This is a genomic window from Halochromatium roseum (assembly GCF_016653315.1).
Taxonomy (GTDB): domain Bacteria; phylum Pseudomonadota; class Gammaproteobacteria; order Chromatiales; family Chromatiaceae; genus Lamprobacter; species Lamprobacter roseus.
In genome coordinates this window covers 12,629-35,124 of the sequence record NZ_NHSH01000083.1, presented here as the reverse complement: position 1 = coordinate 35,124, position 22,496 = coordinate 12,629, and the positions used below count along the sequence as shown (strand labels likewise).

Genomic DNA, 22,496 nt, shown 5'->3' with positions numbered 1-22,496 from the left:
GATTGCAGGAGCCGCATGAGCAGAACCGTCACCGCGGTCGCGAGCAGGAGCAGGTCCGCCAGCAGCGGCGCTATCAGCCGTTCTATTGCGAGGAGAACATCTGGTGGCTCTGCGCCGAACCGCCGCTAGGCGTCCATATCGAGCTGGTGATCTTTGTCGCGAGTCTCTCTGGGATCTGCCCGATCGCGGAGCAGCAGGCTGGCGCGGCCGATGGCGTTGCTTGGTGGGATTACCATTGTATTGCGCTCGATCAGAAGCGGCGCATCTGGGATCTGGATACTCAGTTGCCGCAACCGGTGGCGGCGCGTATCTGGATCGCGCGCAGCTTCCCTCAGGCGGCCGCATGGCCGGCCCCGCTGCGGCCTCTGTTTCGGCTGGTCCCCAGTGCAGACTATCTGCGGGATTTTTCCAGTGATCGGCGTCACATGCGGGACGCTGCTGGACACTGGCTCCAGCCACCGCCGCCCTGGCCCTGTATTGGGGTTGGAGACAGCGCTGATGCCAAGGCCAGTACAAGGACGGATACGAAGGGGGATCTGAGGTCCTATCGAGATTTAAGCGCGTCTGATGGGCCGGGGATTGTGATTGATCTTGATGCATTTTTAGCGATCTATTGCGCAGATGAGGGTGCCGTCCATGGTCCAAGAATCACGTAAAATCTATCAGTTGAAGGTCACGCTCAAGCAGACTAAGCCGCCGATCTGGCGACGCGTCCTCGTGCTGAACAGAACCCCGCTTGCAGACTTGCATGAGATCCTGCAGACCCTGATGGGGTGGACGGATTCTCATCTGCACCAATTCATCGTAGAGGGTCAATACTATGGCGCACCAAGCCCTTATGATGATTTTATGGAGATGGCGGACGAGCGACAATATCGGCTTGATCAACTCCTAAAGAAGGAAAAGGCGTCAATGATCTACGAGTATGATTTTGGCGATGGCTGGAATCACAAGATCACGTTGGAGAAGATCCTGCCTTTCGACCAGGCGCAACGATTGCCGCAGTGCCTCAAAGGCAAGGGGGCTTGTCCGCCCGAGGATGTTGGCGGGGTCTGGGGTTATTACGCATTTCTCGATGCCTTGGCCAATCCCGAGCATCCCGAGCACGATGAATTGAAGGAGTGGATTGGTGGCGATTTCGATCCCGATGAGCTTGATCTGGACGATATCAATTCGCGACTCTTTTTTCAGCAGATGGATAGCGCGCAAGTCTGATTGCGAGCCTTGCTGTCATGGCGGCGCCGAGTGCTCATTCCTGGGGGCTCATCATGGCTGCGCATTGAGTGGCGACTTCGGTCTTGGTCCTTGGTCTGCTTGCGAAGGCCGCGTTTATTGATGGCTTCAATCTAAGTTTATCTCTGTCATCTGCAGTTTCTAGGATCAGCCAAGCCCTAGGATCAACCAAGCATAGTGGTCAATCATCATGTCTGAGCTGCTCTATAAGGCAAACCCTTCGATCTGGCGCTCGCACCCCTTTGGCGCCCTCGTTGCCTGGATGCTGATACTCTTGGGGGCAGTCATCGCCTTCACCGGGGCGATCCCTTTCCTGCCTGAGCCGACGCAGCCGATTCAATTGCCAGAGGGCTTCGACCTGCGCTGGGTGGGTTATGGTCTGCTGGCGATTGGCTGCTTCCAACTGCTGCGCTGGTGGCTGGCCACGCTGATGGATCAGCTCGAGATCTATGAGCGCGAGCTGGTCTGGACTCATGGTCTGCTGAGCAAGGAGTACACCGAGATCAACATGGGCTCGGTGCGCACGGTGCGCATTGGGCAGTCGTTGTTCCAGCGTATCGTTGGTGCTGGCGACCTGCAGATCTTTACCGCTGGTGATGAGCCAGAGCTGACCATCCGCGGGCTGCCGCGGCCGCAGGAGATTCGTCAGCACATCAAGGGATACAGCGCTGGTGATGAATAGCCTGTCGCAGTCCCCTTGCGCTTTGCTTACGGCCCCCACGATGCCGCTCATGATAGACTCAGACGCTCTCATGGCCCTGGTGATGGCGCCGATTGCTTTTCTGAGGCTCGCTCATCATCCCGCGGCCGATGGCTGCCGATTAGGCTTGCCACCTGACTGGCCAATGTGGCGACTCATCGCTGCTGTCCTGGCCTTGTTGAGCTTCGGCACGGCCTTTGCTGACACCGGCGCGCTGGATCGGATCAAGGCCGCGCAGACCATCCGCATTGCCTACTCGCCAACGGCCTATCCGATCTCGTTCAAGGATACCGAAGGGGTTCCGCGCGGCTATTCAGTGGATCTCTGTCGGCACATCGTGACCAGCGTGCAGCAGGCGCTCGGTCTCGACGCACTCGAGATCGCCTGGATCGAGGGTAATACGCCGCGCCGAGTAGCCGCCGTTGCCAATGGCGAGGCCGACATTGAATGCGGTACGACCACCATGAGCCTGGCTCGGCAGCGTCAGGTCGATTTCTCCAATGTCGTCTTCGTCGAGTCTGGCGGGATCTTGGTGAAGAGCGATCGCGGTTTGCGCGGACTTGCCGACCTCGCCGGTCGTAAGGTCGGTGTGGTGCCGGAGACGACGACTGAGCGCCGCTTGCGCCCAGCGCTGAGCGAGCAGGGTATCGAGCTTGAACTGCTGCCGATCCGCGATGTTAAGGATGGGCGTGATCGGCTGATGGCGGATGAGCTGGACGCGGTTGCCGGCGATCGCTTGTTGTTGATCGGCCAGGTTGCGGATACCGGCAAGGCCGAGGACTTCGCGTTCGTGGATGCGAATTTTTCGGTCGAGCCCTATGCGTTTGCGTTGCCGCGCAACGATGCCGATTTCCGGCTGGAGGTCAACCGCGGGCTTGCTGAAGTCTATCGCAGCGGTGAGATCGATCAGATTTTCCAGCGTTGGTTTGGCGAGGACTCGGCGCCGACGCAACTGCTCGAAACCATCTATTTCATCTATGGGTTTGGCGACTGATCCTGAGCCGTTTCGCATGTGACCACGGGCCGTTGATTGACGTGAATCTTGAGCGATTCATTGCCCGGATGGCGCCGCGCCATGAGCGGGCCATGAGCGGGCCATGAGCGGGCCATGAGCGGGCCATGAGCGGGCCATGAGCGGGCCATGAGCGTTAGCTGGGGCGCAGCGATTCAGCTCAGCCTCAGCTCAGCGGCTTTGTACTGAGCCGCCTCCAGGTATCGCACGACCTGATCGGTGGGCCGCAGCTGATTGCGCAGCTTCTGCACCCGCTCAACGCTCGATCCCGCTTTGACGAACGCGACGATCTCCGCTGCCGGACAAGGCTTGCAGAAGTAATAGCCCTGTACGATGTCACAGCCGGCGTTGATCAGATAAAGCACCTGCTGCTCGGTCTCTACGCCCTCGGCGACGGCCTCTTTGCCCATGCTCTTGGCCATCCCGATGATGGTGCGGACCATCGCCCAATCACGCTCGTGCTCGACGATGTCGAGTACGAATTTGCGATCGATCTTCAGCGTGCTGAAGGGCAGATGCTTGAGGCGCGAGAGTGAAGACTCACCAGTGCCGAAGTCATCGATCGAGAGTTCGAAGCCCGCACCGACCAGATGTTGCCAAAACTCGGTGATCTCCGGCTCGTCGCGCATCGCGGCCTCAAGGATCTCGAACTCTAGGTCGTGTGGGTCGATTCCCGACTCGCGCACGGTTTGTAGCAACATCTTCTCGAGCAATGACGGTTGGAAGAAGCCGACATCAAGATTGATCGATATCCGCCCGATATTCAGCCCCTCGGCTTGCCACTGCTTGCACTGGCGGCAGGCCTCCTGGAGCACCCATTCGGTGATCGGCTGCATCAGCCCCGTCTCTTGCGCAACAGCCAAGAAGCGACCAGGGCTGAGCAGTCCGTCGGTGGGGTGCTGCCAACGTACCAGCGCCTCAAGGCCAACAACACGTCCGTCAATCAACGAGACCTTGGGCTGATAATGCACGCGGAACTGGCGCTTCCTGAGCGCATTGCGCAACGCTAACTCCAGTTCGAAGCGGCTATTGGCATCATCATCGAGGGCAGCGGTGAAATACCGATAGCCATTGCGCCCCTGTTCTTTGGCCTGCAATAAGGCGGCATTCGCACGTTTGATCAAGGTGGCGCTGTCCTGCCCATCCTTGGGAAACAGCGAAATGCCGATGCTGGCGCTGACGTTAATCCGCTTACCCGCAATCTTGATGGGGTGACGAAAGGCGGCGAGCAGCGCATGTGCTGTGTGTGATGGGGCTGCCGGGTGCTCCAAGCTGCGCATCATGAGTCCAAATTCATCGCCTCCGCAGCGCGCTGCACAGTCGGTTGGCCCGAGGAGCTGTTGTATACGAACAGCAATCTTCTTCAACGCTTGGTCGCCAGCGGCATGCCCGAGTGAGTCATTGATCCGCTTAAAACGGTCAATGTTGCAGAGCAACAAGGCAAACTGGCTCGCAGACGCCTGCGCTTGACTGAGCTCTTCTTCGAGTGTCTCCAAAAAGGCATTGCGGTTATAGAGACCGGTGATTTGGTCGAAGTAAGCCAGCTCATGCAGCCGCGCTTCTTTGGCGCGGAACTCGGAGATGTCGTTGAAGACGCCAACAAAGCCGACAATCTCTCCTGACGGGTCTCGTACTGCATTGATCTTGAGCCATTCAGGAAATTCCTTGCCGTTTTTGCGCCGATTCCAGAGTTCGCCCTCCCAATGTCCCTGAGTGAGTAGCTCGTGCCACAGCCTTTGATAGAACGCCTTGTCCTGACGGCCTGAGGCGAAGATGCTCGGATTCTTGCCGAGAACCTCCTCTTCGCGATAACCGGTAATGCGTGTCAGGGCCGCGTTGACGGCCTGGATGCTGGCTCGCTGATCGGTGACGCAGACCGCCTCGGCGAGATGACGGAAGGCGACGTCGGCGGTCTGCAGCTTTTCCTTCGCCGCTTTTTCTTCGCGCAGATCTCGGAATAGCACCACCGAGCCGCTGAGCTCACCTTCGACGTGCAGCGGCGAAGCCACGACACTCACCGGCAGTCGCTGCCCATCGCGACGGCGAAAGACCTCGTTATCGCTGCGGTATACCTCGCCGCGCAAGGGTGTCTGCTGCACTGGGCATTCTGAGGCTGAGATATCGTCGGACCCGCCGTGCTGGTGGAACAACTCATGTGCGCTTTGTCGGCTGAGCTGGTCTTGCGAATAGCCGAGTAGCTCGGATGCGGCCTGATTCGAATACAGGATGCGGCCATCACGATCCATCACATAGAGTCCCTCGGCCATGTGATCGCCGATGGTGCGAAGGCTCTGGCGCGAGTTGATCCAGCGCCTTAATGTCAGCACCAAGAAGCCGAGCACCAGCGTGACGATGAGGAACAGACCGATAAACCAGTCGCGTTGTCCGACGTATTCCGGCGTTTCGAGATAGGACACGAATGAGGCCGCGATCTGGCCTTGGCTGTCACGGACCGGGAGTACGAGCACGGCCCAACATGGGCTGAGTCCAATGCAGGTATTGCGTGCGAAAGGCTCACCGCGTTCCATCGCCAGCTGGATAGCCTGATCTGAGGCCAGCTTGAGATCAAGGTCGGCCACCCATGGCTGCTTCGGTTCGACCAAGGTTGCATCGCGGAGCGAGCTGGTATCGTCCTCGACGAGGTAATCCGGGTGGAGCGGGACCGTCTCGAACAGTGCGAGCGCGCTGGGATGAGCGATTTTCTGCATGAGGTCGCGCCTCAGCAGGAGTCGGTTGGCGGATTGCCGGCTGGTCTGATCGCTGCCGGACGCAGTGTCGCTCAAGCGTTGAGCGGCCCTGCGCAGCGCATCGAACGAGAGGCTGTAGTCGACGACGCCGATGAACTGATCATCCTGGAATAATGGATAGGCATACCGGTAGCCGGGATAGACGCGGCCGTTCTCGAATCCTTGTGCGGCCTGCTGATTGGCAATGACTTCGGCCAGGATCGGGCGTTGCGCGGCAATGCGATCATCATAGAGATCGGGACGGTTGAAGCGCAGGAACGAGCGCCCGTCTGGCTCGACGAATTGCAGCACCCGCAGGTCCTGTGAGCGCAGCAGGTCATAGGTCGGCGCTAGAGCGCGATACAGGCTTCCACGTAGCGCGCGCCGCTCCTCAACCGAGGCCGAGGCGGCTTGCGCAAGCAGTGTGCGCACGGCCGGAACGTCGACGGACTGCAGGTTCAGGAGCCTGATCAGCCGCGCATAATCTTTGACGATATCCTCATAGCTGCGTTGGAGCTCGCTCCGATACAGCGTCAGCAGGTGGGTCGTCTCATTGCGAAAGACCATCCACAGCGTCCAGGCAAGGAGGGACTCCGCGAGCAAGAAGACCAGCAGCGCGATGACGCTCGCCCGCTTGATCCGTCGCAGAGACCACAGCTTCATGGCCGTTGAATAGCCTGTGATTGCGCTTCTGCCCGTGGCGGCATGGGTGCCACTACTTCCGCTGGTCTTCCCGATGCTTGCTGCAGCGAAGTGATACGCTTCTCAGGTGTCATGGGCGTTTCCGGAAGCGGTGCACCTGAAATTGGCGCATCTGGAATTGGTGCGCCTGTAATTGGCGCACCTGGAATCGGCCAAGGCAGGTAGCTCAACGCATCCGTAACCGCCGCGTAGTCACACTCTCTGGGCGCGACAATCCCGTGCCGGATCTGCGGCCCCCATGCGGCTGTCAGTTGCGCTAGGGCTGGCTTGTGCTCCAAGTCCTCTAGGCTTGCCAGCACTTGTTGTAGTCGCGCAACCATCGCGGCCGACAAGGTGGCGGTGTTGGCGACCAACGAGAAACCTGGCCAGTGTTGACTCTCGGCGATCGGTTCCAGATTCAGATGTGCATAGCGCTGGGCGATTGCCGTCTTGACGCCCGCCACATCAAAACGGCCTCGAACGACGCCTAGCGCTGCTTTGGCGTGGTTTCCGGCATAGGTGAACTGATTGGTATCGCCATCGAGGCGCCGGCCAGCAGCGCGCAGCATCTCCGAGACCGCCAGCCAGCCGCAGGTCGAGTAGGGCTGCGTGAGCCCGATGCGCTTGCCCTGGATTTCAGATGGAAACAGACTGTCATCAGCGTAGGCCACCAAGGAGCAGGTGTAATGTGGGGCGCCATCGGCTTCACGGAAGCAGCCCAAGGGCTGGGCATGGCTGTGATCGCGCTGCAGGATGGCGAGCGGCAAGGGGCCAAGGTAGGCCAGGTCGATCTCACCTTCATGGAAGGCGGTGAGCAAATCGCCATAGTCACGGAAATGGGTCCACTGAATCGACACCTCGGCCTGTTCGGTCAGGAAGTCAATCAGTCCGCCGATCTGCTCGTGGATGATCTTTGGGTCTTCGAGCGGAAGCGGCGCGAAGCGCAGCGGTTGTGCTGCAGCCATCAGCGGCAGCAGCCAACACAGGAGACCGATAACGAGGAGGACTCGAAGCCGCGACGAATGACAGTTCCCATCTGAGCGCATGACTTAGCTCGCCTGCTGTTTTCAGTCGCTTTTCCTGTAATTAGCAGATACTTATCTGCTTATTGTAGAAAAGCATCCGGGCAAGCTGGAGGCTAGTCCAGGCAAGGTGGATTGGCAAGGCGCCCTGCGTTAGAGGCGATCGCGGGATTGAGTTACGGCAGGATCAGTGTGCATTCTGAAACTGTAAGGCTGCCAACCGAGCGTATAGGCCGCCGTCGGCAAGGAGCTGCTCATGTCGGCCGCTGGCGACGATGCGGCCTTGATCCAAGACCAGGATGCGGTCGGCATTGCGGACCGTCGCCAATCGGTGCGCGATGACGATACTGGTGCGTCCTTGCATCAAGTGCTCAAGGGCGTCCTGGACCAGGCGCTCGCTCTCGGCGTCGAGCGCGCTGGTGGCCTCGTCGAGCAGCAGCACGGCGGGGTCGCGAAGGATCGCCCGCGTGATGGCGATGCGCTGGCGCTCGCCGCCGGAGAGGCGCACGCCGCGTTCACCGAGGAAGGTTCGATAGCCGTCTGGTAACCGCTGGATGAACTCATGCGCGTGCGCGGCTCGGGCCGCGGCCTCAACGGCCGCTTCATCGGCGTCCAGTCCATAGCGGATGTTCTCGATGGCATCAGCGCCGAAGATCACCGGGTCTTGCGGGACGATGACGATCTGGCGGCGAAAGTCGGCCGGCTCCATCGCGCGCAGATCGATACCGTCGAGCCGCAGTACCCCCTGCTGCGGATCATAAAAGCGCAGCAAGAGGTGGAACAGCGTCGACTTGCCGGCCCCGGACGGACCGACCAGCGCGACCTGTTCGCCAGGTGCGATCTCGAGATCAATCTCGGCGAGGGCGGGATGCTCGGGGCGTGATGGATAGGTAAAGCTCAGGCGCTCGGCGCTGACCTGACCCCGAACCGGCATTGGCAGCGGTTGCGGGTGAGCGGGCGGGGTGATCGCTGGCTCGGTCTCGAGGAGTTCCATCAAGCGCTCAGCGGCGCCCGCGCCACGCAGCAGCTGGCCTGCGATATCCGATAAGGCGCCAACGTTGCCGGCGACCAGGATGGCGTAGAACAGGAAGGCCGAGAGTTCGCCGCCGGTGAGCCGCCCAGCCAGCACCTCGCGGCCGCCAAACCAGAGCACGACGCCGATGGCGCCGAAGGTCAGCAGGGTCACCAGGGTGCTCAACAGCGCGCTGGCCAGCGAGCGCTGCATCGCCGTACCGAAGGCCTCCTCGACCCGCTCTGCGTAGCGGGCGCGATCGATCGGCTCGTGACAGAAGGCCTGTACCGTGCGAATCCCGTGCAGGCTTTCGTCGACATAGGCGCCGACATCGCCGATCCGATCCTGACTGAGCCGCGACAACCGGCGCACCCGATGGCCAAGTACCCAGGCTGGGATCAGTACCAGCGGAACGCCGAGCAGGACCAGCTTGGTGAGTTGTGGGCTGGTGATCGCGAGCATGATCAGGCTGCCGACCGTGAGCAGCGCACTGCGCAGACCCATGGCAAAGGTCGAGCCGACCACGGTCTGCAATAGCGCGGTATCACTCGTCAGCCGTGAGATGACCTCGCCGGTGCGGGTGGTCTCGAAGAAGCCGACGTTGAGCGCCAAGGCACGCTCGAACACGGCTCGGCGCACATCGGCGACGATCCGCTCGCCGAGCCAATTCAGCAGCCAGCTACGCAGCCCGACGGCGCCGCTCAACAGCACCACGACCAGCAAGAACAGCAGCAAGGCTCGGTTCAGTGAGGCCGGTGAGCCATTGGCCAGGCCGCTATCGACCACATGGCGAATCACCTGCCCAAAGGCCAACAGCGCGCCAGCGGCGAACAGCAGGGCGGCAACGGCCAGCAGCAAACGGCCGAGATAGGGACGCCCGAAGCCAAGCAAGCGGACGAGTGGTCGCAAACGCCGACTCCGCGGCCGATCGAGAGCGTCGGCTGACGATGAGGAGGATCGCATGAGGTGCTATCTATGGCTCGAGGCAGTGCCCTGCGCTGTCGGCGCGAGCCATGCACTCGGATCAAGGGAGGCCGCCGCGGCCTCTAGCTAGCGCTGATTATCGGACGCGGCGGGCGAGGTCAGACTGCGGAGGTGCGGGAGCTAAGCGTGCAATCGTGGCCCCTGCGCTAACGCTGACCCGGAATTAGGTTCGGAGAAGATCGTAGAGCCTATCCTTGAGCAGCAAACGTTCTTTCTTAAGCTCCTCGATGGTCTCGTCGGCAACGGGCGTGCCGAGTTCCTCGAGCTTGCGAACCTTCGCATCCAGGGTGTCATAAGAATCCATGAGCTCGGCAAAGGCAGAATTGCTGGCGCGCATCTCGTCAATCTTGCCTTCGAGCTCCGGAAACTCATGCATCACATCGTGAATTTCTCCAAGCATCGGCTTGTGAACCTCCGGAACGGCACCGCTTCGATAGCGGCGCGGATGTCTTTATTAAATGGGTGATGGACGGTCCAGCGCGCGGCGTTTGCCTGCGCGTTGAAGACCCTCCGTGGAATTGTAAACCAGCGGTCATGAACTGCCCTAGGCTGGGGCGGAAAAACCTGATCTGAGTTAGCAAAATAGCAGGAATTTTGGTCAAGTTTTGCGAGACTTTCGCTAGGTTATCGGTTGCTAGGCTAGTTTGTGCCAGCATCCATCGCCTTGATTACCGCGTCGGTGAGGTCGCCATCTTCGTCGAGATAGACGATGCCGGCTTGGTTCGCCTCGAAGACCGCGTCGATCTTGCGTTTCTTGGCGACGCTAATGACCGCATCGCGGGCGGGCTTGAGGATCTTCTGGCCCTCCTGCTGCTGGGCCTGCGCAAGCTGCTGCTGGATCTTTGCGAAGTCCTGTTCGAACTGCTTGATTCGCGACATGATCTCTTCCTCGGTCTTTTCCACTTGAGTGGTGCTCATCAGGGGTTTGTCGCGCTCGAGCTTCTGTTGCAGCTGACGGATGGCCGCCTCTTCTTCGGCGAAGGCCCGTTGCTCGTCACCGAACCGCTCTTGCAGATTGGCCTGGGCCGTCTTACCGAGCTGGCTCTCTTCCAAGACCCGCTGCATATCGACATAGCCGATCTCGCTGGCCAAGGTTGAGGTGGATATCGCCAATGGCAGTGCGATCAACAGGGCGAAGAAGGCAAAACGATGATTCATGGCTGAGTTCCTCAGGGCTGGACTGATTGGGCCTCCTATCATGTTGGTAGCATGTTGGAAGCCCTGGCTGTGGCGCGTGATTGTATACCGCTTGTCGCGCAACGAGTGTTTCGACGCTTTGCATTGCGTTCGCCCTGCGTTCGACCTGCGTTCAGGGATGAGTCTGGCGCTCGCGCTCAGCGCAGCCATCCGGCCCGGATTTGGCCGAGCGGCGACCGGATGGCGCGGAAACCGGTCGTAGGCGTTACAATCCGAGGTTACTTGATATCTTGCTGCTGACGGGCCCCGGGCTCGCGGTGCCGGAGGTTAGAACGCATGGCGGGCTCCCTACAGGATCAACTGGTCAAGGCCGGGCTGGCGACCGAGCAGCAGGCCCGGAGCACCAAGTCGAAGAAGCGTAAGCAGAAGCGCTCTGGAGTCCAGCCTCCCGATGCCGTTCAGCGCCAGCAGGCGGCTGAGGCAGCCGCTGAGAAGCGCAAGCGCGACCAGGAGCTGAATCGCCAGCGCGACGAGGAGGCGAAGCGCAAGGCTGAGCAGATCGCGCTGTGGCAGCTGGTGCGCGACAATCGGATCGCACGCTCGGGGGCCGATACCGCCTACAATTTCACCGATGGCAAGGCCTTGAAGCGGCTCTACGTCAGCGCTGCTCAACATCGCGATCTGGTTGCCGGAGGCCTGGCCATCGTGCGCCATGACGATTTCTACGAGCTGGTTCCGGCGGCCGTCGCCGAACGTCTCGCGAGCGCCGAGCCGGCATTGGTGCTGGTGCATAATCAGCCAGAGTCCGAGGACGGCGATGACGAGTACGCCGACTACAAGGTGCCTGATGACTTGATGTGGTGATCGCATCTTGCTGATCCCGTCTTGGTGGTCCCATCACCTTCTGGAGCTAAAGCCCGATGGCGGAAACGACTGAGAAGCGTCTCGCGTTGCTGATCGATGCCGACAACGCGCAGGCATCGGTCATCGATGGCCTGCTTGAGGAGGTTGCGAACTACGGCACCGCGCAGGTCAAGCGTATCTACGGCGATTGGACCCGCCCGAATCTCGGCGGCTGGAAAGACGTGCTGTTGCGGCACAGCATCCAGCCGCGCCAGCAGTTCGCCTACACCAAGGGCAAGAACGCGACCGATGCGGCGATGGTCATCGATGCGATGGACCTGTTGCATAGCGGCGGTTTCGACGGCTTTTGTCTGGTCTCGAGCGACAGCGACTTCACGCCGCTGGCGGCCCGAATTCGTGAGTCAGGACTGCGCGTCTATGGGTTTGGCGAGCAGAAGACGCCAGACGCCTTCGTTGCTGCCTGCGATAAGTTCATCTTCACCGAACTGCTCAAGGGTGAGGGTGCTGCGACCAAGTCGCCGAAGCGACTCGGTACCAAGGAGCTGCGCGCCGATGCGCGGCTGGTGACGCTGATGCGGCGCGCGGTTGAGGATACGGCCGACGATGATGGCTGGGCCGAACTCTCGAGCGTCGGCAATACCATCAACAAGCGCGCGCCGCAGTTCGATCAGCGCAGTTACGGCTACGCCAAGCTCAGCGAGCTGATCAAGGCAACCAAGCTGTTCGAGGTGCAGGCGCGGCTGATCGGCGACGGGCCGAGCAAGCACTACTATATCCGCGACGCGCGCGCGGCCGAGGGCGATTGAGTCGGCGCGAGCAGTCGAAAATCCGAGCAATCGACATCCTGAGCAGTTATCGGCCAAGGTCGATAACTCGAGCAGGCGACAGCCCGGCTTGGCTGCCCTTCGCGGCTGTCCACTTTCTACTCGCCGATGATTGCTTTGGCGTGGTCCTCAAATCGGGAAGAAGTTGATGGACCGTTTCTTGGTTCCGTGCTGATGATATTGATCGATACCCACTGCCATCTCGATGTCGACGCATTCGATGCCGATCGTGCCGAGGTCTTGGCCGCCGCGCGAGCGGTTGGGGTGAAGTCGATCATCGTCCCGGGGATCGATGCCGCGGGCTGGGATAAGCTGCTGGGGCTTTGCGCGAGCGACGCTGAACTCTATCCGGCGCTTGGGCTGCATCCGGTCTATCTGGAGCGGCACGCAGAGGGCGATCTCGCCGCACTCGAGCAGCGTCTGGCTACCGCTAAGCCGGTCGCGATCGGCGAGATCGGGCTCGATTTTCATGCTAAGGATGCCGATCGCGATCGGCAGTTGGCGCTCTGTCGTGCCCAGCTCAGGATCGCTCGTGAGGCACGACTGCCGGTGCTCCTGCATGTGCGCAAGGCGCATGAGGAGATGCTGCGGCTGCTGACTGAGACGCCGGTGATTGGAGGCACGGCGCATGCGTTCAATGGCAGCCTGCAGCAGGCGCAGCGCTATATCGACCTCGGCTTCTGTATTGGTTTCGGCGGCATGCTCACCTTCGAGCGCTCGCGCCGCCTGCGCCGTTTGGCCACCGAGCTACCGCTCGAGGCGATCGTACTCGAGACCGATGCGCCTGATCTGACGGTCGCCTCGCACCAATATCAACGTAACAGTCCGGCTTATCTGCCCGAGGTCGCGCAGACCTTGGCGGCGGTGCGCGCTGAGGAGCCTATTCGGGTTGCTGCGCAAACGACCGCCAACGCGCGCCGACTCCTAGTCGGCTGATTTGATGTCAGAGGATGAGACGCTGGCGACGACTGGCGCACCGGCAGGGCTCTCCGAGCGCACGCGCATCCTGATCGGCGATCAGGGGGTCGAGCGCCTGCGCGCCGCGCGGGTGTTGGTCGCCGGGCTCGGTGGTGTCGGCTCCTATGCGGCTGAGGCGCTGGCGCGTGCCGGCGTTGGCGAGCTGATCCTGGCCGACTGCGATACGGTGGCTGCATCCAATATCAACCGCCAGCTTTGTGCGCTGCACAGCACGCTAGGGGCACACAAGACCGAGGTGATGCATGGGCGCATCCTCGATATCAATCCGCTCTGCAAGGTGACGTTGATGCAAGCGTTTCTCGCTGCCGATGAACTGCCATCGCTGATTGCTGATGGTGGCTACGATCAGGTCGTCGATGCGATCGACAGTCTGAGTAGTAAGCTAGCGCTGCTTGGAGCCGCGCTTGATTCGAGCACGTCAGTCGTCAGCAGCATGGGGGCAGGCGGCCGACTTGACCCGGCCCGAATTCGCATCGGCGACCTGATGGATAGCAACGGCTGCCCGCTAGCGCGTAAGCTGCGCCAGCAACTGCGTAGACGCGGTTACGGCCGAGGCATCGCCGCAGTCTGGTCAGATGAGCCGCCGCGTCCTCCACTTGCGCCTGAGCCTATGTCGCGAGGTCGAGCGCGGGCTGTCAACGGCACTATCAGCTATCTACCTGGACTCTTCGGCTTGACCCTGGCTGGGTTGTGCGTGCAGCGGCTTGTGCAAGTCGAGGAGCCTGGTTGATGCAAAGCGTGCACAACCTTAGCAACTGTCCATCAATTTCTTCCCGATTTGAGGGCCAGATTTGAGGGCCAGGGTCAGGTAAGCATCGGGAAGTAGAACATGGGCAGCCACTTACATAACAGCGCACAAGGATACAGCGGCAATGATCTGGCTTGTTGGTCTAACCCGCTGGGCTAATCCGCTGGTCTAATCCGTTGCTGGGTCGGGCCCCGGGATCACTCCCTGATGCCGAGTTCGCGCTCGATCTCCTCACCAGCACGGAGACTGAGTTCGACGCGTCGGTTGCGGGCCCGTTGCTCGGCCGTGTCGTTCGGCTCCAGAGGGCGGGTTTCGGCATGCCCGAGGACGATCAGGCGCCACGGCTCAAGGTTTGGGTTCCTCAGGAGAACATTCGTCACCGCGGCAGCGCGCATCGCCGAGAGATCCCAGTTGCTTTCGAATCGCTGGCTGTTGATCGGGACATTATCGGTATGGCCGTCGACTGCGATATAGCCCGGCATCTCACTCAATTCGCTCGAGAGCGCCTCAAGCAAGCTCTCAAAGGAACCGCTGATCTCGGCCGATCCCGACGGAAAACTCCCTTTCTCATCGATGCGGATGATGATATCCAGCCCATCGCGCTCGACGGCCACATTGCCGCCCGTCTCCACCTCGCGAATCGTGCTGTTGAGTCGTTCCTGAAGCTCGGCGAGCCGCTCAGCGACACGGGAGTCGATCTCGCCTGAGGCGAGCGTGGGTTTTTCAACACTGGTTTTTTGGCGAATCTCCTCGAACGGGATCGGCTCAACGCGACCCGGTGTAAACTCCCGCATGATTGGGCTGGTGCCCATCGGGATCGCCTCTACTGGGACGTCCCGTTGCACACCAAAGGCCTTGGCGAGTTCGCCGGCGAGACGTTTGAAGCGGATGGCATCGATCTCGGCGAAGGTGAGCATGAGCACGAAGAAGCAAAGCAGCAGCGTCATCAGGTCGGCATAGGTCACCATCCAGGGTGGTATCTTGGTGCATTTGACGCGCTTCTTAGGCATTACCGGCCTCGTCGCTTGTCTCCGCCGCCTGAGACGCATCGGCGTCGTCACGCTTCTCCCTGCGCTCTTGGGACAGGTAGGTCATCAGCATCTGCTCGACAATCCGGGGGTTGCGGCCCTGTTGGATGGCGAGCAGGGCGTCGGTCCAGAGCGATTGCAATTGTTCTTGCTGCAGGGTTCGGAGTTCTAGCTTCTCGGCAATCGGGGTCGCAATCACGTTGGCAATCAGCACGCCGTAGAGGGTGGTCAGCAGGGCGACTGCCATCGCTGGCCCGATCGATGACGGGTCCTCCATATTGGAGAGCATATCGACCAGGCCGATCAGGGTTCCGATCATGCCCATTGCGGGTGCAACCTCGGCAAGCAGCGTGAACGCACGGGCACCTGAGCGATTGCGCTCCAGGGTCAGCAAGCGCTCTTTGTCGAGCACTTCCCTGAGCATGTCCGGTGCGTATCCATCGGCCAGCATCTGCAGCCCTTGGGCGAGGAATGTCGAGTCGGTTTCATGGTCCTCGAGCGCAAGGAGGCCGCTCTTGCGTGCGACCTTGGCGATATCGAGCATCTCGTCGATGGTCGATTCAACGTCCGGTAAGCTGGACTTAAACGCCTTGATGGCCGCTTTCAATGCATTGCGTGCCTCCGAAAAGCTCATCTGCGAGAGCACGATCAGGATGCTGCCGCCAATAACGATGAGCAGGCTCACTGGATTGACGAAGACCAGCGGCGAACTTCCAAGCGATATTGCCGCTACGATCATGATCGTGGCGCCGAGCATCCCGATAATGGTCGCCAAGTCCATGTGTTAGCCTCTTAGGTCAACTGCCCGAACGGTGTGTACTACTGAGTGAGATGAGCGCCGGAGTGCATAGAAGCACTGCCCGCGGTGGACCATGATAACCCTTTTTCGTCGGCTTCAAGGGTAGGAAAGATGTCGCAAGCTAGCCCTCTATAGTTGAGCCGAAGGAGATGTGTTTAATATCACGCTGAGGTGGAGAGGGTCGCCCGAACCCACTCCCCGTGGGGAGTGGGCTCGGCCTAACACTCATGGCGCGGCGCCACCCATGGAACATGAATCGCGTGAGATTCAGGTTAACGGGCTCAGCTCACTTTGATCTCGATCTGCTCGCCCGTCTTCGGGTCGGCGAGATGCACGGCGCAGGCAATGCAGGGGTCGAACGAGTGGATGGTACGCAAGATCTCGAGTGGCTGATGCGCATCATGCAGCTGGGTGTTGTCGGCCAGCGCGGCCTCATAAGCCCCCGGAATGCCAGCGGGATCGCGCGGTCCGGCGTTCCAGGTCGAGGGCACCACGGCCTGATAGTTGGCGATCTTCTCGTTCTCGATCACGATCCAGTGCCCAAGCGCGCCGCGTGGGGCCTCCATGTAGCCGGCACCGCGCGCCCGCTTCGGCCAGCTGGAAGGCTCCCAGAGTGCGTCATTGAAGGTCTGGGTGTCGCCCGCGCGGATGTTGACGGTTAAGGCGTCATACCAGGTCTGCATCGCATCGGCGACGATCTTCGATTCCAGCGTGCGGGCGGCGGTGCGCCCGAGTGTCGAGAACAGCCCCTCGACGGGTAGGCCCAAGGTGGTGAGTGAATAGTCGACCAGCTCCTTGGCCTGGGGGTGTGCGGGTGCGCTGCTGTCAGCATAGAGCAGCAACATACGCGCGAGCGGCCCGACCTCGACCGAGTGGTTATTCCAGCGCGGCGATTTGAGCCAAGAATAGCCGTCGTCGACATTGAGCTGCTTGTACGGCGGCTTGGGGCCGCCACGGTCGTCATAGTCCAGCTTGGTCTCGCCCTGGTAGGGATGCAGGCCGGCCTGCTTGCCGTCCTTGTAGTCGTACCAGGCGTGGGCCACGAACTCTTGGATCTCGCCCTCGGCATGCAGATCGACCGGATGGATGCTGCTGAGGTCGCGGTTGAGGATGGCGCCGCGTGGGAATAGGAGGTCCGACAGGTCGCTGCTGTCGACACTGGAACCGCTGTAGGGCAGATCGCCGTAGCAGAGGAAGTTACCGAGGCCCTCGCCCTTCTGCGCCCAATCCTTGTAGAAGCCGGCGATGGCCAGGGTATCCGGAATATAGACCTGCTCGACGAAGGCCTGCATGGACTTGATGATGTCCTGCACCTGAGACAGCTTCTTCGAGTTGATCGCCGAGTCTGAATTCAGATCGATCGGCGAGCCGACGCCGCCGACGATGAAGTTCGGATGCGGGTTCTTGCCGCCGAAGATGGCATGCAGACGAGCCACGTCGCGCTGCCAGGCCAGCGCTTCCAGATAGTGCGCGACCGCCATCAGATTGGCCTCGGGCGGCAGCTTGTAGGCCGGATGGCCCCAGTAGCCGTTGGCGAAGATGCCGAGCTGGCCACCGTCGACGAAGGTCTTGAGCCGCTTCTGGATGTCGCTGAAGTAGCCGGGTGAGGACTTTGCCCAACTGCTGGTGCCGAGATCCGCCGCGGTCTTGGCGCTGATCTGCTGCGCCAGCTGCGAGGTTGCGGCTGGGTCGGCGCTGAGCGCCGAGACCACGTCCACCCAATCCAGCGCATGCAGATGATAGAAGTGCATCACATGGTCATGGATGTACTGGGCGCCGATCATCAGGTTGCGGATCAGCTGCGCGTTCGGCGGGATCGGATAGTTCAGCGCATCCTCGACTGAGCGTACCGAGGCAATGCCGTGCACCAGTGTGCAGACGCCACAGATGCGCTGTGCGTAGGCCCAGGCGTCCCGCGGGTCGCGCCCGCGCAGGATGATCTCGAGTCCGCGCACCATGGTGCCGGACGAGTAGGCCTTGGCAATATCCTGCCCGTTCATCTCCGCCTCGATGCGCAGATGACCCTCGATGCGGGTAATGGGGTCGACGACGACGCGCTCGCTCATGATTCTTCAGCCTTCTTATTCTCGACCTCTTTCTCGACCAGATGATCGGCGATGATCTCGGTCAGCCCGACCACGGGGATGTCCATGTTGAACTCCTCTAGGCCCTCTTCGAGCTGGGTGCGGCAGGTGGCGCACATGGTCACCATGCGCTCGGGCTCGACCTCCTCGATCTGTGCCTTCTTGCGCTTGAACGCGGCCAGCTTCAGCGGCTCGGCACGCTCGTTGGAGCTGACGCCACCGCCGGCGCCACAGCACCACTGGAATTCGCCGTGCTCTTTGAGGTCGACGAAGTTGCTTGCGACCAGATCCATCAGGCTACGTTGCTGCTGGACGACGCCGCTCTTGCGGGCCAGGTTGCAAGGGTCGTGCATCGACAGGCGGTCCATCTCCTTGCCCTCGGTCTTGATGCGGCCGTCGGCGCGCAGCTGATCGAGCACCTCGATGATGTGGTAGACCTTGAACGGATAGGCGCGCTTGATCGCGTTCGGGCCTTCCCAGCGGATCGCCGTGTAGGCATGGCCGCACTCGGGGCTGATGACGTTCTTGACCTGCAACTGCTCAGCGGCATCGACGACGCGCTGCACCAGGGTGGCGGCGATGTCCTTGGAGCCGATCTGGATACCGGCGTTGGTGGCCTCGAAGCAGGTCTGGCTCAGGGTCCAGCTGACGCCGGCGTGGTCGAAGATCTTGGTGATGGCTTCGAGATACTCGGGGAAGTTGATGATCTCCATCGACGACAGCAGCACCAGATAATCGGCGCCCTGCTTGTCGATCGGCACCTCGAGTCCGCTGGAGGTCTCGACATGCTTGATCTGCACATCCAGTGTCTTCCACTGCAGGCCCATCGGGCTGCCGGTGTTCACCGCGCGCACTGAGGCAGCGACCAGGCCCTCGGGTGAATGGCCGGAGGCAACCATGCCCTCGCGCGCCTTGCGGATCATGTAATGGATATCGTTGCCGACCGGGCAGACCATCGAGCAGCGTCCGCACATGCTGCAGGAGTCATAGAGCAGCGGCTCCCATTCCTCAAGCATCGCGTCGGTGATCAGCGGCTTCGGCTCGCGCCCAAGCTTGGCGTCGAGGCGATCTTTGACGGTCTTCTTCAGCTTGCCCCAGAGGGTGAATTCCTGCTCCCAGAGCAGCCGCATCGGCTCCAGTTTGTGGATCGGCGTGTACTTCGGGTCGCCGGTCTCGACGAAGAATGGGCAGGCTTGGGCGCAGAGGCCGCAGTGCACGCAGCTCGAGAAGAAGGCCGCCACCGGTGCGTCGATCTCCTCGCGCCAGGCATTGAGTCCGCGCTCGACGGAAAATGAGTGGGCACCATGGGTCATGATTGAATCCCCTTGCGGCCGAAGATGGCGCCGTTGTAGTAACGCGCGACAAAGGCGGTGAAGATGTGCGTGAGCTTGGTGAAGGGCAGCACGATGAGAAAGATCTCAGCACTCAGGATATGCATGCCCAACGCCAGTGGATACGGATTGATCAGCCGGTGATAGGCGAGATAGCCGGTCAGCACCGGTAGGAAGGTGACCGCCCAGATCAGATAGTCCTGCGGCGTGCTCAGAAAGCGCTTCACCGGATGGGTCAGCCGATGAATGAGGACGGCGACCAGGCCGAGCAGCGTGATGGCGGTGACCGCGTCAACCACCGGGTTCGGCAGCCCTGGCCAGCTGACCCCGAGCGTGCTCTTGATCAGCTCGATGTGTGGGATGAACAGCAGCAAGGCGATGACGAAGCCGACGTGCCAGAGGGTACCGACCACCACATCGAAGGTCGAGCGCTGGAAGGTGCCCGGGTCCGGGTTGAAGCGCCGGTACATGGTCTTCAGGCCCGGAATGACCTCGTTGCCGCGCGCCGCGGCATAGTTATGGGCGCGGCCGAGTGCGAAGATCTCGAACAGCCGGATCAGGATGCCGAGCGCGAAGATTGCGATCGCAAGACTGAACAGCGGCCCCTTGGTCAGGAGGAGGAAATCCATCGGCGTCATCAGAGTTTCTCCTCTAATTGATCGGCGGTGACCTTGTCGTGATGCTTGGCGGCCTGCTTACCCTGGTTACGACTCATCAGGCCCGCGCCGACGCCGACCGCGGCGCCGACAGCGCCCGCGGTGAGCAAGACATCACCGGGTGAGCCGGTCGGCACCGAGAGCGCCTTGTAGAAGCCGCCAGCATCCCAGAAATCTGGCTCGGAGCAGCCGAGGCAGGGATAGCCCGCCTCGACCGGCCAGCTGGCGCCGCCGTTCCACTTCATGGTCGCGCAGGCGTTGTAGGTCATGGGTCCCTTGCAGCCGAGCCGGTACAGGCACCAGCCGGCCTTGGCTCCCTCGTCGTCGAAGGATTCGGCAAACTTGCCCTTGTCGTAGAACGGCCGACGATAGCAGCGATCGTGGATCGACTGGCCGAAGAAGGCGCGCGGGCGGCCATATTCGTCGAGTTCGGGAATGGTGCCGAAGGTGAGGAACTGCGCTAGCACGCCGGTGATGACCATGGGCACGGGCGGGCAGCCGGAGACGTTGATCACTGGCTTGTCCTTGACCAGGTCCTGCACCGAGACGGCGCCGGTCGGGTTGGGGTCGGCCTTCGGCAGACCGCCGAAGGCCGCACAGGTACCGACCGCAACCACCGCAGCGGCGCCATCGATGGTATCCATCAGCATGTCGTAGTTGCTGATGCCGGCGATGGTCGAATAGCCAGGGTTGGCCTTGGGGCCGGGCAGGGAGCCGTCGACCACCACCAGATACTCGCCGGCGTTGCTGTTCATCGCCTGCTCGCGGGCGTGCTCGGCGGCATCGCCAGCGGCTGCTTGCAGAGTGTGATGATAGTCGAGCGAGATCACATCGAAGATCAGGTTCTCGACCGTGGGTGAGAAGCTGCGGGTCAGGGATTCCGTGCAGCCGGTGCATTCTTGAAAGGAGAGCCAGATGACGGACGGCCGGCGCGCTTTCTCGAGCGCCTGTGCTATTGCTGGCGCCATGCTGGGTGGCAACGCCATCATCGACGCTGTTGCGGCGCAGAATTTGAGGAATCCACGGCGTGACACCCCGTGCTGGCGCAGGCTCTCGCCTAAGGTCTTCGATGTGGCCATCGTTGCTCCTGCCATTGCTGGAAGATCGGCGGTCAGTGGCGGGACTCAGCCGCCGGATCGGCCGCGGTTGCCGACGCCAGTGCGGCGTCGAGTGCGGTCAATGAGTCGGTGATGTCGGCGCGCTGGGTGCGCAGCATCTGCGGGATCTCGTCGACCTCGATCTGCAGCGCGATGCGCTCGCCCTCGACATTGGCGTAGTCGAGCACCCAGACCCCAGGGAAGCGAGTCTCCCAGACGCGGGTGGGACCGAGGGCGTCGATGGTGGCCTCGACCTCGCCACGGCCGAGCAGTGCCATCAAGTGCTCTTCGTCGCCGGGGCCGAAGGGCATGGCGGCGAGATCAATGCGGGTCGGCTCAGCGCTCTCAGCGAACCGAGCCAGCGCATGACGGATCTCATTGAGGATCGGCAGCGCGTTGCCGAATTGCTGCGGCTCGGCTTCGGGCTGCTCGATGCGTATGGGAATGTTGGCGAGCTGCGCCATCAGGCTCCTCCATCGGTTGATGCTTATGTTAGGCAGAGCTTATTCGGCCGTGTTTGACCTATGGCATCCTTTGTCGCAACAGGGCTAATAACCCTGTTGTTTCCTGCGAAATCTCATGGCCTTGAGGAGAGAAGTGAGTGGAGAGGAGTGAGGAGAGAGTGAAGAGGGAGGCTGGAATCCAGCATGACTCACTCCTCATCTTCAGATTCGCGCCAGCGTCGCAGTAGATCCTGGATCAGGGCGATGGCCTGAGGCACGGCTGCGGCCACCGGCGGGGTGAGTTGATCCCCCCAATCGACCTCTTGCGGCTCAATGCCGATCAAGGCGCGTTGGCTGGGCAGCGTGTCCGTGAGTCGCGCGATATCGAAGAGATCGGCAAGGCTGACCTCGTGCACGCTCTTTGCGTGTGTGCTGAGCTGGCGGTCCATGGCCTCGCCTTCGAACAGGCGCACGGTGCCCGCTGGATCGCCCATCGCGGCGGCATCGACCACGATCAACCGCGCCGCGTCGCCAATCGGGCCTGCCAAGGTGAAGCTGAGCGTGCCGCCGTCATAGAGGTTGAGATCGGGGTCGGTTGCGGCGATCGGCTGCAAGGCCTGCAAGACAACCGCGCCGACGGCTTCATCGGTGAGCAGGATGTTGCCAAGTCCGAGGATCAAGGTACCTGTGGCGGGCATGTTGGCGGCTCCTGTCGTTGGTCTGTTGGGCACTCCGGTCGTCAGCGAGTGCGTGAAATGGGCGTATCGGCTCGGGGATCGGCTCGGGCATTGATGTAAGCCGCTTGCGATGGTCCCTGCCCGCGGCTTAGCCTCAACGCATTGCGACATGATGATGGGAGCGGTTCCATGTGCATGGGTATTCCGATGCAGATTCTCGAGATCAATGGATTCGGCGCGCGCTGTGAGGCCAAGGGGATCGAGCGCGAGGTGAGCCTGTTGATGCTCGACCCGGAGGAGCTGGAGGTCGGGGATTTCGTCGTCATCCACCTTGGCCATGCGATCGAGAAGATCTCAGCGGAGCGTGCCGCTGACGCCTGGTCGGTGTATGACGAGATGCTTGCGGCCGAGGCCACTGCCGCCGGGGCTGAGCAGCGGTGACGGCAGTGAGAGCCGCTAG

The 22,496-nt window shown here is 61.4% G+C and carries 22 protein-coding genes; 9 read left to right on the top strand and 13 right to left on the bottom strand.

Annotation, left to right across the window (positions count from 1 at the left end; all coding sequences use genetic code 11):
* Positions 1-2: 2 nt before the first annotated feature.
* From CCR96_RS23200 to CCR96_RS23185, 4 genes are all read left to right on the top strand, one after another.
* The gene (locus CCR96_RS23200; RefSeq protein ID WP_201224278.1) at positions 3-656 is read left to right on the top strand and encodes a protein N-terminal glutamine amidohydrolase; all 654 of its coding nucleotides are present in this window, start codon (positions 3-5) and stop codon (positions 654-656) included.
* A complete protein-coding gene (locus CCR96_RS23195; RefSeq protein ID WP_201224276.1) occupies positions 637-1,215 on the top strand; it encodes a plasmid pRiA4b ORF-3 family protein in 579 nt (192 codons plus the stop codon). Before CCR96_RS23200 ends, CCR96_RS23195 begins: the two co-directional genes overlap by 20 nt.
* Before the next feature lie 208 nt (positions 1,216-1,423).
* A complete protein-coding gene (locus CCR96_RS23190; RefSeq protein WP_201224274.1) occupies positions 1,424-1,915 on the top strand; it encodes a PH domain-containing protein in 492 nt (163 codons plus the stop codon).
* A gap of 163 nt (positions 1,916-2,078) precedes the next feature.
* Positions 2,079-2,927 carry an amino acid ABC transporter substrate-binding protein gene (locus tag CCR96_RS23185; protein ID WP_201224265.1) on the top strand — a complete coding sequence of 283 codons (849 nt, stop codon included), beginning with the start codon at positions 2,079-2,081 and terminating at the stop codon, positions 2,925-2,927.
* 173 nt (positions 2,928-3,100) lie between these two features.
* On the opposite strand, the gene CCR96_RS23180 is transcribed toward CCR96_RS23185, so the two are convergent.
* The 5 genes from CCR96_RS23180 to CCR96_RS23160 all read right to left on the bottom strand — a co-directional run bounded on the left by CCR96_RS23180 (position 3,101) and on the right by CCR96_RS23160 (position 10,528).
* The gene (locus CCR96_RS23180; protein ID WP_201224263.1) at positions 3,101-6,334 is read right to left on the bottom strand and encodes a bifunctional diguanylate cyclase/phosphodiesterase; all 3,234 of its coding nucleotides are present in this window, start codon (positions 6,332-6,334) and stop codon (positions 3,101-3,103) included.
* Complete coding sequence (locus CCR96_RS23175) at positions 6,331-7,317, bottom strand: PhnD/SsuA/transferrin family substrate-binding protein (protein WP_201224261.1); 987 nt, start codon at positions 7,315-7,317, stop codon at positions 6,331-6,333. The genes CCR96_RS23180 and CCR96_RS23175 overlap by 4 nt, the downstream gene beginning before the upstream one ends.
* Positions 7,318-7,561: 244 nt before the next feature.
* Positions 7,562-9,349, bottom strand: a complete 1,788-nt coding sequence (locus CCR96_RS23170; protein ID WP_201224259.1) for an ABC transporter transmembrane domain-containing protein — start codon at positions 9,347-9,349, stop codon at positions 7,562-7,564.
* 184 nt (positions 9,350-9,533) lie between these two features.
* The gene (locus tag CCR96_RS23165; RefSeq protein WP_201224250.1) at positions 9,534-9,770 is read right to left on the bottom strand and encodes an HP1242/YdcH family protein; all 237 of its coding nucleotides are present in this window, start codon (positions 9,768-9,770) and stop codon (positions 9,534-9,536) included.
* A 239-nt stretch (positions 9,771-10,009) separates the two neighbouring features.
* On the bottom strand, positions 10,010-10,528 hold the full coding sequence (locus CCR96_RS23160) for an OmpH/Skp family outer membrane protein (protein WP_201224248.1): 519 nt from the start codon (positions 10,526-10,528) through the stop codon (positions 10,010-10,012).
* Positions 10,529-10,843: 315 nt separating this feature from the next.
* On the opposite strand from CCR96_RS23160, the gene CCR96_RS23155 reads away from it, so the two are divergent.
* The 4 genes from CCR96_RS23155 (at position 10,844) to CCR96_RS23140 (ending at position 13,903) form a co-directional block, all read left to right on the top strand.
* Positions 10,844-11,371, top strand: a complete 528-nt coding sequence (locus CCR96_RS23155; protein ID WP_201224246.1) for a DUF2058 domain-containing protein — start codon at positions 10,844-10,846, stop codon at positions 11,369-11,371.
* A 56-nt stretch (positions 11,372-11,427) separates the two neighbouring features.
* On the top strand, positions 11,428-12,177 hold the full coding sequence (locus CCR96_RS23150) for an NYN domain-containing protein (protein ID WP_201224244.1): 750 nt from the start codon (positions 11,428-11,430) through the stop codon (positions 12,175-12,177).
* A gap of 192 nt (positions 12,178-12,369) precedes the next feature.
* Positions 12,370-13,131, top strand: a complete 762-nt coding sequence (locus tag CCR96_RS23145) for a TatD family hydrolase (RefSeq protein ID WP_201224242.1) — start codon at positions 12,370-12,372, stop codon at positions 13,129-13,131.
* Between the two features lie 4 nt (positions 13,132-13,135).
* On the top strand, positions 13,136-13,903 hold the full coding sequence (locus CCR96_RS23140; RefSeq protein WP_201224240.1) for a tRNA threonylcarbamoyladenosine dehydratase: 768 nt from the start codon (positions 13,136-13,138) through the stop codon (positions 13,901-13,903).
* 215 nt (positions 13,904-14,118) lie between these two features.
* Here CCR96_RS23140 and CCR96_RS23135 read toward each other — a convergent pair whose 3' ends face one another.
* The 8 genes from CCR96_RS23135 to CCR96_RS23100 form a co-directional block, all read right to left on the bottom strand.
* Complete coding sequence (locus CCR96_RS23135) at positions 14,119-14,931, bottom strand: flagellar motor protein MotB (protein WP_201224238.1); 813 nt, start codon at positions 14,929-14,931, stop codon at positions 14,119-14,121.
* On the bottom strand, positions 14,924-15,730 hold the full coding sequence (locus CCR96_RS23130; RefSeq protein WP_201224236.1) for a MotA/TolQ/ExbB proton channel family protein: 807 nt from the start codon (positions 15,728-15,730) through the stop codon (positions 14,924-14,926). The genes CCR96_RS23135 and CCR96_RS23130 overlap by 8 nt, the downstream gene beginning before the upstream one ends.
* Before the next feature lie 299 nt (positions 15,731-16,029).
* On the bottom strand, positions 16,030-17,814 hold the full coding sequence (locus CCR96_RS23125; protein WP_201224234.1) for a nickel-dependent hydrogenase large subunit: 1,785 nt from the start codon (positions 17,812-17,814) through the stop codon (positions 16,030-16,032).
* The gene (locus tag CCR96_RS23120; protein WP_201224233.1) at positions 17,811-19,145 is read right to left on the bottom strand and encodes a (Fe-S)-binding protein; all 1,335 of its coding nucleotides are present in this window, start codon (positions 19,143-19,145) and stop codon (positions 17,811-17,813) included. Before CCR96_RS23120 ends, CCR96_RS23125 begins: the two co-directional genes overlap by 4 nt.
* Complete coding sequence (locus CCR96_RS23115) at positions 19,142-19,792, bottom strand: hypothetical protein (RefSeq protein WP_420827294.1); 651 nt, start codon at positions 19,790-19,792, stop codon at positions 19,142-19,144. Before CCR96_RS23115 ends, CCR96_RS23120 begins: the two co-directional genes overlap by 4 nt.
* A gap of 8 nt (positions 19,793-19,800) precedes the next feature.
* Positions 19,801-20,898, bottom strand: coding sequence for a hydrogenase small subunit (locus CCR96_RS23110; RefSeq protein WP_201224232.1), 1,098 nt, complete (start codon positions 20,896-20,898; stop codon positions 19,801-19,803).
* Positions 20,899-20,930: 32 nt separating this feature from the next.
* Entirely contained in the window at positions 20,931-21,380 is a 450-nt protein-coding gene (locus CCR96_RS23105) for a hydrogenase expression/formation C-terminal domain-containing protein (RefSeq protein WP_201224231.1), read from the bottom strand.
* Positions 21,381-21,568: 188 nt separating this feature from the next.
* Entirely contained in the window at positions 21,569-22,057 is a 489-nt protein-coding gene (locus tag CCR96_RS23100) for a HyaD/HybD family hydrogenase maturation endopeptidase (protein ID WP_201224230.1), read from the bottom strand.
* 168 nt (positions 22,058-22,225) lie between these two features.
* On the opposite strand from CCR96_RS23100, the gene CCR96_RS23095 reads away from it, so the two are divergent.
* Positions 22,226-22,477, top strand: coding sequence for a HypC/HybG/HupF family hydrogenase formation chaperone (locus CCR96_RS23095; protein ID WP_201224229.1), 252 nt, complete (start codon positions 22,226-22,228; stop codon positions 22,475-22,477).
* Positions 22,478-22,496 lie beyond the last annotated feature (19 nt).

Bases quoted from the DNA above. Each gene is read 5' to 3' on its own strand.
- CCR96_RS23195 (WP_201224276.1), top strand. From the start codon at position 637: ATGGTCCAAGAATCACGTAAAATCTATCAGTTGAAGGTCACGCTCAAG.
- CCR96_RS23190 (WP_201224274.1), top strand. From the start codon at position 1,424: ATGTCTGAGCTGCTCTATAAGGCAAACCCTTCGATCTGGCGCTCGCAC.
- CCR96_RS23185 (WP_201224265.1), top strand. From the start codon at position 2,079: ATGTGGCGACTCATCGCTGCTGTCCTGGCCTTGTTGAGCTTCGGCACG.
- CCR96_RS23180 (WP_201224263.1), bottom strand. From the start codon at position 6,334: ATGAAGCTGTGGTCTCTGCGACGGATCAAGCGGGCGAGCGTCATCGCG.
- CCR96_RS23175 (WP_201224261.1), bottom strand. From the start codon at position 7,317: ATGGCTGCAGCACAACCGCTGCGCTTCGCGCCGCTTCCGCTCGAAGAC.
- CCR96_RS23170 (WP_201224259.1), bottom strand. From the start codon at position 9,349: ATGCGATCCTCCTCATCGTCAGCCGACGCTCTCGATCGGCCGCGGAGT.
- CCR96_RS23165 (WP_201224250.1), bottom strand. From the start codon at position 9,770: ATGCTTGGAGAAATTCACGATGTGATGCATGAGTTTCCGGAGCTCGAA.
- CCR96_RS23160 (WP_201224248.1), bottom strand. From the start codon at position 10,528: ATGAATCATCGTTTTGCCTTCTTCGCCCTGTTGATCGCACTGCCATTG.
- CCR96_RS23155 (WP_201224246.1), top strand. From the start codon at position 10,844: ATGGCGGGCTCCCTACAGGATCAACTGGTCAAGGCCGGGCTGGCGACC.
- CCR96_RS23150 (WP_201224244.1), top strand. From the start codon at position 11,428: ATGGCGGAAACGACTGAGAAGCGTCTCGCGTTGCTGATCGATGCCGAC.
- CCR96_RS23145 (WP_201224242.1), top strand. From the start codon at position 12,370: ATGATATTGATCGATACCCACTGCCATCTCGATGTCGACGCATTCGAT.
- CCR96_RS23140 (WP_201224240.1), top strand. From the start codon at position 13,136: ATGTCAGAGGATGAGACGCTGGCGACGACTGGCGCACCGGCAGGGCTC.
- CCR96_RS23135 (WP_201224238.1), bottom strand. From the start codon at position 14,931: ATGCCTAAGAAGCGCGTCAAATGCACCAAGATACCACCCTGGATGGTG.
- CCR96_RS23130 (WP_201224236.1), bottom strand. From the start codon at position 15,730: ATGGACTTGGCGACCATTATCGGGATGCTCGGCGCCACGATCATGATC.
- CCR96_RS23125 (WP_201224234.1), bottom strand. From the start codon at position 17,814: ATGAGCGAGCGCGTCGTCGTCGACCCCATTACCCGCATCGAGGGTCAT.
- CCR96_RS23120 (WP_201224233.1), bottom strand. From the start codon at position 19,145: ATGACCCATGGTGCCCACTCATTTTCCGTCGAGCGCGGACTCAATGCC.
- CCR96_RS23115 (WP_420827294.1), bottom strand. From the start codon at position 19,792: ATGGATTTCCTCCTCCTGACCAAGGGGCCGCTGTTCAGTCTTGCGATC.
- CCR96_RS23110 (WP_201224232.1), bottom strand. From the start codon at position 20,898: ATGGCCACATCGAAGACCTTAGGCGAGAGCCTGCGCCAGCACGGGGTG.
- CCR96_RS23105 (WP_201224231.1), bottom strand. From the start codon at position 21,380: ATGGCGCAGCTCGCCAACATTCCCATACGCATCGAGCAGCCCGAAGCC.
- CCR96_RS23100 (WP_201224230.1), bottom strand. From the start codon at position 22,057: ATGCCCGCCACAGGTACCTTGATCCTCGGACTTGGCAACATCCTGCTC.
- CCR96_RS23095 (WP_201224229.1), top strand. From the start codon at position 22,226: ATGTGCATGGGTATTCCGATGCAGATTCTCGAGATCAATGGATTCGGC.